Source organism: Allostreptomyces psammosilenae (assembly GCF_013407765.1).
Classification (GTDB): Bacteria; Actinomycetota; Actinomycetes; order Streptomycetales; family Streptomycetaceae; genus Allostreptomyces; species Allostreptomyces psammosilenae.
Map to the genome: position 1 here is coordinate 3508529 of NZ_JACBZD010000001.1, position 13602 is coordinate 3522130.

The 13602-nt window shown below is 75.0% G+C and carries 13 protein-coding genes; 11 read left to right on the top strand and 2 right to left on the bottom strand.

Features of this window, described 5'->3' with window-relative positions; genetic code table 11:
- The first annotated feature begins 738 nt into the window (after positions 1-738).
- The 6 genes from FHU37_RS14535 (at position 739) to FHU37_RS14560 (ending at position 6409) form a co-directional block, all read left to right on the top strand.
- Positions 739-1581 carry a L,D-transpeptidase family protein gene (locus FHU37_RS14535; protein WP_179816279.1) on the top strand — a complete coding sequence of 281 codons (843 nt, stop codon included), beginning with the start codon at positions 739-741 and terminating at the stop codon, positions 1579-1581.
- A 20-nt stretch (positions 1582-1601) separates the two neighbouring features.
- On the top strand, positions 1602-2036 hold the full coding sequence (locus tag FHU37_RS14540; RefSeq protein ID WP_179814595.1) for a hypothetical protein: 435 nt from the start codon (positions 1602-1604) through the stop codon (positions 2034-2036).
- A 126-nt stretch (positions 2037-2162) separates the two neighbouring features.
- Positions 2163-3299: an alanine racemase gene (gene alr, locus FHU37_RS14545; RefSeq protein ID WP_179814596.1), complete on the top strand. Its 1137-nt coding sequence runs from the start codon at positions 2163-2165 to the stop codon at positions 3297-3299.
- Between the two features lie 5 nt (positions 3300-3304).
- A complete protein-coding gene (locus FHU37_RS14550) occupies positions 3305-4846 on the top strand; it encodes an alpha/beta fold hydrolase (protein WP_179814597.1) in 1542 nt (513 codons plus the stop codon).
- Positions 4847-4944: 98 nt separating this feature from the next.
- Entirely contained in the window at positions 4945-5469 is a 525-nt protein-coding gene (tsaE, locus tag FHU37_RS14555) for a tRNA (adenosine(37)-N6)-threonylcarbamoyltransferase complex ATPase subunit type 1 TsaE (protein ID WP_179816280.1), read from the top strand.
- Positions 5470-6157: 688 nt separating this feature from the next.
- On the top strand, positions 6158-6409 hold the full coding sequence (locus FHU37_RS14560; protein ID WP_179814598.1) for a hypothetical protein: 252 nt from the start codon (positions 6158-6160) through the stop codon (positions 6407-6409).
- A 53-nt stretch (positions 6410-6462) separates the two neighbouring features.
- Here FHU37_RS14560 and FHU37_RS14565 read toward each other — a convergent pair whose 3' ends face one another.
- Complete coding sequence (locus FHU37_RS14565; protein WP_312892607.1) at positions 6463-6981, bottom strand: hypothetical protein; 519 nt, start codon at positions 6979-6981, stop codon at positions 6463-6465.
- 257 nt (positions 6982-7238) lie between these two features.
- On the opposite strand from FHU37_RS14565, the gene tsaB reads away from it, so the two are divergent.
- From tsaB to tsaD, 3 genes are read left to right on the top strand one after another with little or no spacing between them, the layout of a single operon-like run.
- Entirely contained in the window at positions 7239-8063 is an 825-nt protein-coding gene (tsaB, locus tag FHU37_RS14570; RefSeq protein ID WP_179814600.1) for a tRNA (adenosine(37)-N6)-threonylcarbamoyltransferase complex dimerization subunit type 1 TsaB, read from the top strand.
- Between the two features lie 9 nt (positions 8064-8072).
- The gene (rimI, locus tag FHU37_RS14575) at positions 8073-8735 is read left to right on the top strand and encodes a ribosomal protein S18-alanine N-acetyltransferase (RefSeq protein WP_179814601.1); all 663 of its coding nucleotides are present in this window, start codon (positions 8073-8075) and stop codon (positions 8733-8735) included.
- Complete coding sequence (gene tsaD, locus FHU37_RS14580; protein WP_179814602.1) at positions 8725-9786, top strand: tRNA (adenosine(37)-N6)-threonylcarbamoyltransferase complex transferase subunit TsaD; 1062 nt, start codon at positions 8725-8727, stop codon at positions 9784-9786. The genes rimI and tsaD overlap by 11 nt, the downstream gene beginning before the upstream one ends.
- 121 nt (positions 9787-9907) lie before the next feature.
- Here tsaD and FHU37_RS14585 read toward each other — a convergent pair whose 3' ends face one another.
- Positions 9908-11134, bottom strand: a complete 1227-nt coding sequence (locus tag FHU37_RS14585; protein ID WP_179814603.1) for a class I SAM-dependent methyltransferase — start codon at positions 11132-11134, stop codon at positions 9908-9910.
- Positions 11135-11480: 346 nt separating this feature from the next.
- Between FHU37_RS14585 and groES the strand changes: the two genes are divergently transcribed.
- Both groES and groL read left to right on the top strand, forming a co-directional pair.
- The gene (groES, locus tag FHU37_RS14590) at positions 11481-11789 is read left to right on the top strand and encodes a co-chaperone GroES (RefSeq protein ID WP_179814604.1); all 309 of its coding nucleotides are present in this window, start codon (positions 11481-11483) and stop codon (positions 11787-11789) included.
- A 160-nt stretch (positions 11790-11949) separates the two neighbouring features.
- A complete protein-coding gene (gene groL, locus FHU37_RS14595; protein ID WP_179814605.1) occupies positions 11950-13578 on the top strand; it encodes a chaperonin GroEL in 1629 nt (542 codons plus the stop codon).
- Positions 13579-13602: the final 24 nt, after the last annotated feature.

Here is a 13602-nt window from a genome sequence, read left to right on the forward strand (position 1 = left end):
CGCCGCCACCGCTCCGGGGCAGCCGCCGGCACGTCGCCGGCAGCCACCGGCGGCGGGGCGGGGCGGCGCTTTCGGCGGTTTTCGGCCACATCGGGAGGGCGCGGCGCGGGGGAAGGTGTCCGGTTCGCTGCCCCGACGTCGGTGGGGCGGCGGCCGGCGCGCGGGCCGCCGCCCCGGACACGCTGCCGTCATGCCGCCGGAGCGCGTGCCTGCTGGGACGGAAGTTGCTGGTGGGACGGATGTCCATCCCTGTGGCGCAGGCCGGCGGAACCCACCGGAGCCGACCGGACCTGGGACAACGGTGTGATGGCTGAAATGTGCCGGTCCGGTAACGACGGCAACCCGCACCGACGGCCGGCCGTCTGAACCGTTGCCGGACGGTCCGCTCCGCCCGGCCCGGGTTCCGCCGACGGCGGACGGCGCGCAGGGGGAGGACAGGTGCGAGCACGAGGCATGAGGGCGACCGGCACGGCCGTGCTGCTGGCCACCGCGGTGGCACTCACGATGGCCGGATGCAGCCCGTCCACGACGGAGGCGTCCGGCGCCGTCGACGACCGGGCGGAGTGCACCACCGAGACCGGCGGCCACCAGCGGGACGTCGAGGAGTTCCTCGGCCTGGAGCCGGACGGCGTGCAGTCGCCGGCCGACTGCACCGCCATCCAGGAGTTCCAGATCGAGCACGGCATCGACCCGGCGGAAGGCCTCGCCGACCAGGCCACCTGGGACCGGGCGCGCGAGCTGGGCGACCAGGCGGCCGACGACGACCCCGCCGCCACGCCCGACGAGAGCCCCGCGGACGACGCCGAGGCACCGCGGCCGGAGCCGGAACCGGCGGATCCGTCGCCCTCCGGCCCCGCGTCCGCCGACCCGGCGCCGTCCGCCGAGCCCACGCCGTCCGCCGGCGCGCCGGACGACGCCGAGCCGTCCGGAAACCCGGAGACCGACCCGGCCGCCGGCTCCGACCCCGAACCCGACGCGCCGGCCGCCCCCGGCCCCGACTGCGCCGCCGAGACCGGCAGCCACCAGCGCGAGGTGGAGGAGTACCTCGGCCTGCCGGTGGACGGCGAGCAGTCGGTCGAGGACTGCCGCGCCATCCGCGACTTCCAGCGGGAACACGGCATCGAACCCGACGAGGGCTACGCCGGGCCGATCACCTGGTCCAGCATGCAGCAGCTGGAGCTGGCCGAGAACCCCAACGCGGACGGCGCCTGCCCCACCGACCTCGGCCGGATCGCCTGCGTGGACCTGACCCGGCAGGTGATGTGGGTGCAGGACGGCGAGGAGGTCGTCTTCGCCCCCGTCCCGGTCCGCACCGGACGCGACGGCTACGAGACCCGCACCGGCCTGAAGCAGGTCTACTGGAAGAGCGAGGACCACTGGTCCACCCTCTACGACGTGGAGATGCCCTACGCCCAGTTCTTCGACGGCGGCCAGGCGTTCCACGCCATCACCGGCGACATCTACTCCCCGCCCGGCTCCCACGGCTGCGTGAACATGCGCCACGAGGACGCCCGGGCGCTGTGGGACCTGCTCGACAACGGCGACGACGTGTACGTCTGGGGCACCAAGCCGGGCACCTGACCCGCGCCCGGAGACGCGTCGTGAACGATCCCCCTCCCATCACGGCTGCCACCGCCGCCGCCCGACCCCGCCCCCGACCCCACGGCGGCCTGCTCGCCGGGCTGGCCGCCCTCCTCGCCGCGCCGGCCACCTGGGGGGCCGCCTGGGTGATCGCCCTGGCCTGGTACGACTGCCGCAGCTGGGGCCCCGGCGAACGGTTCAGCCTCAACTTCGCCATGCCGCTGGGCTGGGCGCTGCTCTCCTGCGTCGGCACGGCGGGCGCGCTGCTCGCCCGGCGGGCGGTGCGGGGCCACCGCCGGCTGGTCGCCTGGCCCGTCATGCTGGCCGGCCTGGTGCTCGCCCTGGCCCTGGGCGTCTGGGGCCTCTGGTCGCTCACCGTGGACGAGTCCTCCGTCGGCGACAGCTTCTGCGCCGGCGCCGTCCCGCCGTGGTGGCCGGCCTGGCTGCCGGTATGACCCCGCACCGCACCGCGCGCCCAACCCCCGCCCGGCCGGCGGCGTGACGCTCCGTGCGCGCCACGCCCACCCGCCCGGAGCACCTGGCTACCGGCGCGTCCCACACCCTCTGGGACACTTGGGGCGATGAGTACCGCACTACGCGCCACGGCCACGATCGACCTCAACGCCCTGCGCGACAACGTCCGCGCACTGCGCGCCCGGCTGACCGGCGGCGCCGGGCTGATGGCCGTGGTCAAGGCGGACGGCTACGGCCACGGCGCCGTGCCGTGCGCCCGGGCCGCCCGCCAGGCCGGCGCGGCGTGGCTCGGCGTCGCACTGCCCGAGGAGGCGTTCGAGCTGCGCCGGGCCGGACTCGACGGCCCGCTGCTGTGCTGGCTGTGGACGCCCGGCGGCCCCTGGGCCCAGGCGATCGAGGCCGACGTCGACGTCTCGGTGAGCGCCCCCTGGGCCCTCGCCGAGGCCACCGCGGCCGCCCGCGCCGTCGGCCGCCCGGCACGGGTCCACCTCAAGATCGACACCGGGCTCGGCCGGTCCGGCTGCCAGCCGGCGGACTGGCCCGCCCTGGTCGCGGCGGCCCGCGCCGCGGAGCTGGACGGCACCGCCCGCGTGGTCGGCGTCTGGTCGCACTTCGCCTGCGCCGACGAGCCCGGCCACCCCTCCATCCAGGCCCAGCTGGACGTCTACGCCGACGCCCTGGAGGTCGTCGAGCGCGCCGGGCTGCGCCCCGAGGTACGGCACCACGCCAACTCGCCGGCCGCCCTGCTGCTGCCGCACAGCCACTTCGACCTGGTCCGCACCGGCGTGGCGATGTACGGGCTGTCGCCGGTTCCCCAGGTGGGCTCGCCGGCCGACTTCGGGCTGCGCCCGGTGATGACCCTGAGCGCCCGGCTCGCCTCGGTCAAGAGCGTCCCCGGCGGGCACGGCGTCTCCTACGGCCACCACTACGTCACCCCCGGCCCCACCACCCTGGGGCTGGTGCCGCTCGGCTACGCGGACGGCGTCCCGAGGTCGGCCAGCGGCGCCGGCCCGGTGCTGGTGGGTGGCAAGCTGCGCACCGTGGCCGGACGGGTGGCCATGGACCAGTTCGTCGTCGACCTGGGCGGGGACAGGGTGTGTGACGGGGCCGAGGCGGTGCTGTTCGGCACCGGCGACGCCGGCGAGCCGACGGCCGAGGACTGGGCGCGCGCCGCCGGCACGATCGGGTACGAGATCGTCACCCGGATCGGCGCGCGGGTGCCGCGGGTGTACGTGGGGGAGTGAGAGGCATGGCCGACGGGGCGGGGCGGGCGGAGGACGCGCGGCAGGCGGTGTCGGAGGCCGCCGCCGGTCTCCGGCGAGGGCTGGGCGTGCCGAGGGCACGGACGCCCGGGGGCGGTGGCGGGCGGCTGCCCGCCGTCCCCCCGACCGGGCCCGGCGTCTCCGGCCTTCCGGGCGTTTCCGGCGGTGCCGCGTCCGGAACGTCGGGAACGCTGTGGGAGCGGGTGCCCCGGGTGTCGCTGGACCCGGCCCGGCTGGCCGCGCTGCGCCGGCCGGCCGGGATCGTCGGGCTCGCGGTGGGCGTGCTGGCCGCCGGTGCCGCCGCCGGGGTGGCCGTCGAGCGGCTGACCGTGGGGCGGTCGGTGCGCCGCCGGGTCCGGGCGGCCCTGGACGCCGCCGCCCCGTACGGATCGCTGCGCGGCACGCCCCTGGAGGTGACGGCCGACGACGGCACCCCGCTGCACGTCGAGGTGGACCTGCCCGGGCGCGAGGCCCCGCTGACCGTGGTGTTCTGCCACGGCTACTGCCTGGAACAGGACTCCTGGCACTACCAGCGGGCCGCGCTCCGCGAGGACGTCCGCATGGTGTTCTGGGACCAGCGCAGCCACGGCCGCTCGGGGCGCAGCGCCACCGGACGGATATCCATCGACCTGCTGGGCGACGACCTGCGGGCGGTGCTGGAGCGGGCCGCGCCCACCGGGCCGCTGGTGCTGGTGGGGCACTCGATGGGCGGGATGACGGTGATGGCCCTGGCCGCCCGCTACCCGGAGCTGTTCCGGGAACGCGTGGTCGGCACGGCGCTGGTCTCCACCACCTCCGGCAACGTCCCCAGCGTGACCCTCGGCCTGCCGGCGCTCGGCGCCAAGGTGCTGCACCAGTTCGGCCCGGGCGTGCTGCGGGCCCTCGGCCGTCAGCGCGGGCTGGTGGAGCGCGGGCGCAGGCTCGGCGGGGACCTGGTGGGGCCCATCCTGAAGCGGTACTCCTTCGCCTCCGAGGTGGATCCGGTGCTGGCCGGCTTCGCCAACCGGATGATCGACGCGACGCCGATCGACGTGATCGGCGACTTCTACCCGGCCCTCCTCGAGCACGACAAGGTGCACGCGCTGGCCGGACTGCGACCGGTGCCGACCCTGGTCATGGTCGGCCGGGAGGACCTGATGACCCCGGCCGGGCACGGCAGGGTCGTCGCGGAGGAGATCGGGGGGCCGCTGGCCAGCTTCGTGGAGGTGCCCGACGCCGGGCACCTGCTGATGCTGGAGCACCCGGACGAGGTGGGGATCCGGCTGGCGCGGCTGCTGCGGGCGGCGTGGGAGCGTGCCGTTCCGGGGGTGCCCGTGCCGGAGGGGGTGGTGGAGCTGGCCGAGAGCCGCACCCCGATGGAGCGCGCGGAGACGGAGGCGGAGGCGGACGCGGACGCCGGAGGCGACCCGCTGCCGGCCGCCGGACACGCCGGGCGCGTCGTACACGCCGGGCGCGTCGAACACGCCGGGCGCGTCGAACACGCCGCACGCGCTGAACAGGACGACGACGAGGAGAGGAGCCGGCCGTGAGCGCCGCCGACATCGCACCCGGGACCGGGGAGGCCGGCGTGGCCGGCGTGGAACGGGACGCCGCCGGCGTGGTCGTTCCGGTGTTCTCCGCCGAACGGATGACGGAGCTGGGCCGACGGCTGGCCGCGCTGCTCCGGCCGGGCGACCTGGTGCTGCTCTCCGGCGAGCTGGGTGCCGGGAAGACCACGCTGACCAGGGGGATCGGGGTGGGCTTGGGCGTTCGTGGGGCGGTCACCTCGCCCACCTTCGTGATCGCCCGGGTGCACCCCTCCGAGGTGGGGGGTCCGGCGCTGGTGCACGTGGACGCGTACCGGCTCGGCGGCGGGCTGGAGGAGATGGAGGACCTGGACCTGGACGTCTCGCTGCCGGACTCGGTGGTCGTCGTCGAGTGGGGCGAGGGGAAGGTCGAGGAACTGTCGGAGGACCGGCTGCACGTGGTGATCGAGCGCCGGATCGGCGGCGACGCCGCGGGTGTCGTGGGCGTGGCCGGCGAGGCGGGTGTGGGGGCCGGTGTGGCAGGTGAGCCGGAGGTGGGGGAGGAGGAGCACGATCCCCGCCTGGTGCGGCTGGTGGGCCACGGGCGCCGCTGGGCCGGGGTGGACCTCGCCGCCCTCGGCGACTGACCGTTTCAGCGGGCTTCGGGCGGTTTTGGCGGGCTCCGGCCGGCTTCGGCCGGCTGGACCTTCCTGGGGTGGGCACTGTGGGCGGGTCCCTTCGGCAACCGGCTCGGGATGGCCTGGTGCGCAAGGGGGTTCTTTCGCCCTGTGGATAATCCAGCGCCCCCTTGTCAACAGGGGTAGTCCGTGGGTGGGTGATTGCGCAAGAGGGCTCTTTTCCCCTGTGGATAATCACGCACCCCCCTGGTCAACAGGGGTAGCCCGTGGGTGGGTGTTTGCGCAAGGGGGGTCCTTTTGCCTGTGGATAACGAGGCGCCCCCTTGTCAACAGGGGTAGTCCGTGGGTGGGGGATTGCGCAAGAGGGGTTTTCATCCTGTGGAAAACTCGGGCACCCCTGACACGGAGAACGCACACCTTCTGTCCCTCGGTCGACCCGCCCTCGACCGTTCCCTGCGCCTGTTCCCCGCGCCCCGTTCCCCGCGGCCCGTCCCCGGTCCCCAGCCCTCGGTCCTCCCGGCCCCCGGCCCTCGGTCTCTCCACTCCCCGGCCCCCATCCCCCCACCCCGGTCTCGCGTTCGTGGCACCACCTTCGGGTGATGTTGCCGACGAGCTGTCGGCAACGTGTTGCGCGGGGTGGCCCTGCCGTGTTCCCATGGGGCGCAGAGGGTTAGGTCAACCTAAGTGGGGAGGTCCGATGGCTGGCGACAGTGTCGAGCGCCGCGACCACGACCCCGCCGGCACCGAACGGCGGACCGCCCGTGACGCCACGCCCGTACCGATGCGCACCCTGCTGGCGTGCGGCCGGGCCGCCGCCGCGCTCTCCGAGGCACCCCACTCGACGGCCGCCGCGGACCAGCCGGAGCAGCCGGCGGAGGCGCCGCGGGACGCCGACGAGGGTGACGACACCGCGCACCAGCACGGCTCGGGGTGTCCGGCCGCCGCCTGACGCGGCCGGAGGACTGCCGGAGCGGGGCGGCGAACGGCGGCAGCGGCGACCCCTCAGGGAACGACGACGACGGAGGTTCCCTGGACGGCGAACTCCCACATGGTCTGGCTGTCGGCCAGTGTCTGGCGGATGCCGCCGGTTCGCAGGTTCGGGTCCGGGCGGGGCGTCGAGCCGTCGGCCGCCGCGCTGAACCCCACGGTCACCCCGTCGACGGTGGTGAACCGCACCACGTACCGCACCGGTATGCCGTCGGAGCCGGTCACGGACTCCGAGCGTGAGGTCACCTGGTAGGCGCCGGGCAGGGGGTCCACCGTGCTGGGCATCACCGTGAAGGTCGCCAGCGGCGTCTCGCCGCCCTCCGCGCCCATCAGCCACACGCGGCGCTGTTCCAGCGAGTAGACCACCCGCTTGCCGTCGCCGGAGTCGGCCGGCACCGGCGGGGGAGCGGTGGAGGACGCGTCGGGGGACGGGCTCGCCGAACCGGTGGCGGCGGGCGGAGCGGCGATCGTGCCCTCCGCCAGGTAGGCGAGTCCGGCGATCGCCACGATCGCGGCGGCGGTCAGAGCCGTCACGATGGTTCCCGACCCGATCCTGGCCATGCGTGTTTCCGCCGCCCTCCGTCAGCTCCCGCCGGGCGCCCGTGCCCGGACCCGCCGGGGGCGCCCTCCCGTCCGCCACAGCCGGCGGCCGGCACCCTCCGCGGCGGCTCGCCCCGGCGGTTCGGCCCCATCGTAACGAGCCTTGGCGGCCCTCCAGGGCCGCCCGGCGCCCGGGACGGCCGGCTCGGGCGGCTCCGCGGGGGCCGGGTGGCAGGTCGTAAGCTGGCACCGTGCTCCTGCTGGCTTTCGACACCGCGACCCCGGCCATCACCGCCGCCCTGTACGGCACGGCCCCCACCCAGCCCGGCCCGCCGGAGCTCCTCGCCGAATCCACCCAGGTCGACGCCCGCCGGCACGGCGAGCTGCTGCTCCCCTCGGTGGACGGGCTGCTGCGCCGCACCGCCCTCACCCCCGCCGACCTCACCGCCCTCGTCGTCGGCGTGGGCCCCGGCCCCTACACCGGTCTGCGCGTCGGCCTGACCACCGCGGTCACCATGGGCGAGGCGCTGGGCATCCCGGTGTACGGCCTGTGCACCCTGGACGCCATCGCCTACGCCGCCCGCGCCGCCGGCCTGACCGGGCCCTTCGCCGTGGCCACGGACGCCCGGCGCAAGGAGGTCTACTGGGCCCGCTACGGCGCCGACGGCGCACGGCAGGGCTCCCCGGCCGTGGACCGGCCGGAGCGGATCGCGGACAGCCTGGCGGACGTGCCGGTCGTCGGCGCCGGAGCGGTGCTGCACCACGCGGCATTCCGCACCGTGCTCACCGCCGCCGACGGCATGCCGGAGCTGGCCTCCGCCGCCGCACACGCGGCGCTCGCCGCCGAGGAGATCGCCGCCGGGCGCACGGCCTCGGCGGAACCGGTCGGCGAAACCCGGCCCGCCGACGAGAACGAACCCGTCCTCGAGGCGCCCGACGAGAACAAGCCCGCCGACGACGCCGGCGCCCGGCGGCGGCAGCCCGTGCTGGTGCCGCCGGTGCCGCTGTATCTGCGGCGGCCGGACGCCCAGGTGCCGGCCGGCTACAAGGCCGTCCTCCCGCCGGTGAGCGTCTGACGACCCGCGATGACCAAGCACGCCATCCCGTTCCGGCTGCGGCCGATGCGCTGGTGGGACCTCGAGTCCGTCCTCGCCCTGGAACGCCGGCTGTTCCCCGAGGACGCCTGGTCGCCGGGCATGTTCTGGTCCGAGCTGGCCGACACCCGGCACCCGGCCGCCACCCGCCACTACACGGTCGCCGAGGAGGTGACCGCCCCGGCGGACGCTCCCGGCGGTGGCCCGGACGCTCCCGGCGGCGGACCGGACGACGCTCCCGGCGGCGGACCGGACGGGGCGCCGGGACGGGTGATCGGCTACGCCGGCCTGATGGCCGTGGGCGGCACCGGCGACGTCCAGACCATCGCCGTGCACCGCGACGCCTGGGGCACCGGCGTCGGATCCGCGCTGCTCACCGACCTGATCATCGCCGCCGGCCGTTACGGTTGTGAACGGCTGCTGCTGGAGGTGCGGGTGGACAACGACCGTGCCCAGCGGCTCTACGAGCGCTTCGGCTTCCGCCCGCTCGGAATCCGGCGCGGCTACTACCAGCCGGCCGGCGTGGACGCCCTGGTCATGGGCCTGGAATCGCCCGGCGCCGCCCCACTGCCGACGGCCGAACCACTGCCGGCAGCCGACCCGCCGGCCGACCCACCACGACCCGGAGAAGAAGGAACCACCCGTGCCCGATGAGCCCCTGGTGCTCGGCATCGAGACCTCCTGCGACGAGACCGGCGTCGGCATCGTGCGCGGGACGACCCTGCTCGCCGACGAGGTGGCCTCCAGCGTCGACGAGCACGCCCGCTTCGGCGGGGTCGTGCCGGAGGTGGCCAGCCGCGCCCACCTGGAGGCGATGGTCCCCACGATCCGCCGCGCGCTGCGCACGGCCGGGGTGACCGCGCGCGACCTCGACGCCATCGCCGTCACCGCCGGCCCGGGGCTCGCCGGGGCGCTGCTGGTGGGCGTCTCCGCGGCCAAGGCCTACGCCTACGCCCTGGGCAAGCCGCTGTACGGGGTCAACCACCTGGCCTCGCACATCTGCGTCGACCAGTTGGAGCACGGGCCGCTTCCCGAGCCGACCATGGCGCTGCTGGTCTCCGGTGGGCACTCCTCGCTGCTGCTCGCCCCGGACATCACCTCCGACGTCCGGCCGCTGGGCGCGACCATCGACGACGCGGCCGGCGAGGCGTTCGACAAGGTGGCCCGGGTGCTGGGCCTCGGTTTCCCGGGCGGCCCGGCGGTGGACCGGCTGGCCCGCGAGGGCGACCCGGCGGCCATCGCGTTCCCGCGCGGCCTGACCGGTCCGCGCGACGCCCCCTACGACTTCTCCTTCTCCGGCCTGAAGACGTCCGTCGCCCGCTGGGTGGAGGCCCGCCAGCGGGCCGGGCAGCCGGTGCCGGTGGCCGACGTCGCCGCGTCCTTCCAGGAGGCCGTGACCGACGTGCTGACGCGGAAGGCCATCCGGGCCTGTCAGGAGCACGGCGTCGACCATCTGATGATCGGCGGCGGCGTGGCGGCCAACTCCCGGCTGCGCGCGATGGCCGAGGAGCGGTGCGCGGACGCCGGTATCCGGCTGCGGGTGCCCCGCGCCAAGCTGTGCACCGACAACGGGGCGATGGTGGCCGCGCTGGGCGCGGAGATGGTGGCCCGGGGGCGGGCGGCCTCCGCGATCGACCTGCCGGCGGACTCCTCGCTGCCGGTGACCGAGATCTCCGTGCCGGCGGTCGTCGAACGCCTGCTGTGACCGGCCGGCGGCCGGCACGCGGGCGACGACGGGTCGCAACGGAACGGGAGCGACGACGACCGGGGGGCAGCTCCCGGTCCCGGGTCTCCGGCAGGGCAAGGATGCACAGCGATGAACGGGCTCATCCGCCTACCGGCTGGGCCAGGAGCATCGTGGGGGCGCCGGCGACGCGGGTGACGATCACGGTGGCGGCGTTGGGGCCGGCGGGCTTGACGCGGCGGCGCAGTTCCTCGGGTTGGACGGCCGAGCCGCGCTTCTTCACGGTCAGGGTGCCGATGGCGCGTTCCCGGACGATGGCCCGCAGCCGCTTGAGGTTGAACGGCAGCACGTCGGTGATCTCGTAGGCGCTGGTGTAGGGGGAGGGGCCGGGGGTGTCGGCGGTGATGTAGGCGATGGTCGGGTCGATGAGGTGGCCGCCGAGCTGTTCGGCGACCTCGGCGACCAGGTGGGCGCGGACGACGGCGCCGTCCGGCTCGTGCAGGTAGCGGAGCACCGGCCCGTCGGGGGCCTGGGCGGTTCCCGGGCCGCGCAGCGGCGGGGCGCCGGGCAGCAGGGTGGCGGTGAAGCGTTCGGCCGCCCGCGCCGCCGGGTCCGGCCCGCCCGCCGGCGCCCCGAACCACAGGACGGCCTCCTTGACGTCGCCGCGCACGGAGACCCACTCGGCCGTGGCGTCGTCGGGGACGGCCTCGTGCGGGATGCCGGGGGCGACCTTCACCGCGCCGACCGCGCGGCCGAGCCGGGCCAGCTCCACGGCGGTGGACAGCGGCGGCGAGTAGCCCTCGGGGTCGAAGATCCGGCCGCGGCCGTCGCGGCGGGCCGGGTCCAGGAAGACGGCGTCGAAGGCGTCGCCGTCGGCGAGGGCGGCGGCCAGCGTGCCGGCGGCGTCGCCGCAGACCACCTCGACGCGGTCGGCCAGGCCCAGCGCCGCCGCGTTGGCCTCGGCGACGGCGCAGGTCGCCGGGTCGGCGTCGACGGCCAGCACGGCCAGTCCGGCGCGGGCCAGCGCCACGGCGTCCGCCCCGATCCCGCAGCACAGGTCGGCGACCCGGCCGGAGCCGCCGAGGCGCTCGGCGATCCGCCGGGCCCGGTGGGTGGCGACGTCGGCGCGGGTGGACTGCTCCACGCCGCCCGGGGTGAAGAACATGGCGTCGGCCTCGGCACCGAACTTGGCCCGGGCCCGCTGCCGCAGCCGCGCCTGGGTGAGCGCCGCGGAGACCAGCTCGGCGGGGTGCTCCCGGCGCAGCCGGGTGGCCAGCGCCAGCTCCTGACCCGGCTGGAAGTCGCGCAGCTGTTCGAGCAATCGTTCGCCGTCGGCGGTGCGCAGCGTGGTCAGGGTGCGGGGGTCCATCCGGTTCGTCCACCTCTGGGCGGGAGCTGGGGCAGGGGGGCGGGGGAGTGCGGCGTGATCGGGGGGCGTGATCGGGTGCGGGGCGGCGCGGAGTGCGCGCGGGGGTGCGGGCGGGGCAACACGCCGCTTAGCACTCCAGTTGACTGAGTGCTAACGGAGTTCTACTGTCGTGCTTGGCACTCTCCGGGTGAGGGTGCCAACGCGGGCGAGCCGCGGGGGAGACCCGGCGGTGCGCGCGCAACCGCAGCGACGAGGCAGGTCCGGCACCCGCGACGACGGGCCTACCAGGGTCGCCACCACATTCATAGACACTCCCGTGAGATCTTCCGAAAGGGGAGGTCGGATCGTGACGACCGCCAGCACCAAGGTTGCCATCAAGCCGCTCGAGGACCGCATCGTGGTCCAGCCGCTCGACGCCGAGCAGACCACCGCCTCCGGCCTGGTCATCCCGGACACCGCCAAGGAGAAGCCCCAGGAGGGCACCGTCCTGGCCGTGGGCCCGGGCCGCTTCGAGGACGGCAAGCGCCTGCCGCTCGACGTCAAGGTGGGCGACGTCGTGCTCTACAGCAAGTACGGCGGCACCGAGGTGAAGTACAACGGCGAGGAGTACCTCGTCCTCTCGGCCCGCGACGTCCTCGCGATCGTCGAGAAGTGAGTTCGGTCCTCCGCTAGAGGACCGAACGGACGTCACACCGCGACGTCGCCACCACGCCCCGGATCCCGTTCCGCGTCTGATCGGGGCCCGGGGCGTGGTCGTCCCGCGCCGCGGTGACCATTGCTGACTGGCTGGCTGCTGAGAGGACAACCCCAACGCCATGGCGAAGATCCTGAAGTTCGACGACGACGCCCGCCGCGCCCTGGAGCGCGGTGTCAACAAGCTCGCCGACACGGTCAAGGTGACCATCGGCCCCAAGGGCCGCAACGTCGTCATCGACAAGAAGTTCGGCGCCCCCACCATCACCAACGACGGCGTCACGATCGCCCGGGAGATCGAGGTCGACGACCCGTACGAGAACCTCGGCGCCCAGCTGGTGAAGGAGGTGGCGACCAAGACCAACGACATCGCGGGTGACGGCACCACCACCGCCACCGTGCTGGCCCAGGCGCTGGTCCGCGAGGGTCTGCGCAACGTCGCCGCCGGCGCCTCCCCGGCCGCCCTGAAGAAGGGCATCGACGCCGCCGTCAAGGCCGTCTCCGAGCAGCTGCACGCGCACGCCCGGGAGATCGAGGGCCGCGACGACATCGCCGCCGTGGCCGCGCTGTCCGCCCAGGACAAGGAGATCGGCGCCACCATCGCCGACGCCTTCGAGAAGGTCGGCAAGGACGGCGTGATCACCGTCGAGGAGTCCTCCACCTTCGGCGTGGACCTGGACTTCACCGAGGGCATGCAGTTCGACAAGGGCTACCTGTCGCCCTACATGGTCACCGACTCCGAGCGCATGGAGGCGGTGCTGGAGGACCCGTACATCCTCATCCACCAGGGCAAGATCTCGGCCATCGCCGACCTGCTGCCGCTGCTGGAGAAGGTCATCCAGGCCGGTGCCTCCAAGCCGCTGCTGATCATCGCCGAGGACGTCGAGGGCGAGGCCCTGTCCACCCTCGTGGTCAACAAGATCCGCGGCACCTTCAACGCCGTCGCCGTCAAGGCCCCCGGCTTCGGTGACCGCCGCAAGGCGATGCTCGGCGACATGGCCACCCTCACCGGCGGCACCGTCGTCGCCGAGGAGGTCGGCCTCAAGCTCGACCAGGTCGGCCTGGACGTGCTCGGCAGCGCCCGCCGGGTGACCGTCACCAAGGACGACACCGTGATCGTGGACGGCGCCGGCTCGGCCGAGGACGTGGCCGCCCGCGTCGCCCAGATCAAGGCCGAGATCGAGGTCACCGACTCCGACTGGGACCGCGAGAAGCTCCAGGAGCGCCTGGCCAAGCTGTCCGGCGGCGTCTGCGTGATCCGCGCCGGCGCGGCCACCGAGGTCGAGCTCAAGGAGAAGAAGCACCGCCTGGAGGACGCCATCTCCGCGACCCGCGCCGCGGTCGAGGAGGGCATCGTCTCCGGTGGCGGCTCCGCCCTGGTGCACGCCGCCAAGGTGCTGGAGGACGGCCTCGGCCTGACCGGCGACGAGGCCACCGGCGTCAACGTGGTGCGCCGCGCCGTCGTCGAGCCGCTGCGCTGGATCGCCGAGAACGCCGGCCTGGAGGGCTACGTCATCACCTCCAAGGTCGCCGAGCTGGAGCCCGGCCAGGGCTACAACGCGGCCACCGGCGAGTACGGCGACCTGGTCAAGGCCGGCGTCATCGACCCGGTGAAGGTCACCCGCTCCGCCCTGGAGAACGCCGCCTCCATCGCCTCCCTGCTGCTCACCACCGAGACCCTCGTGGTGGACAAGCCGGCGGAGGAGGAGGCCGAGGCCGGCCACGGCCACTCCCACGGTCACTCGCACTGACCCCACGCGCACGGCGCGAGGCCC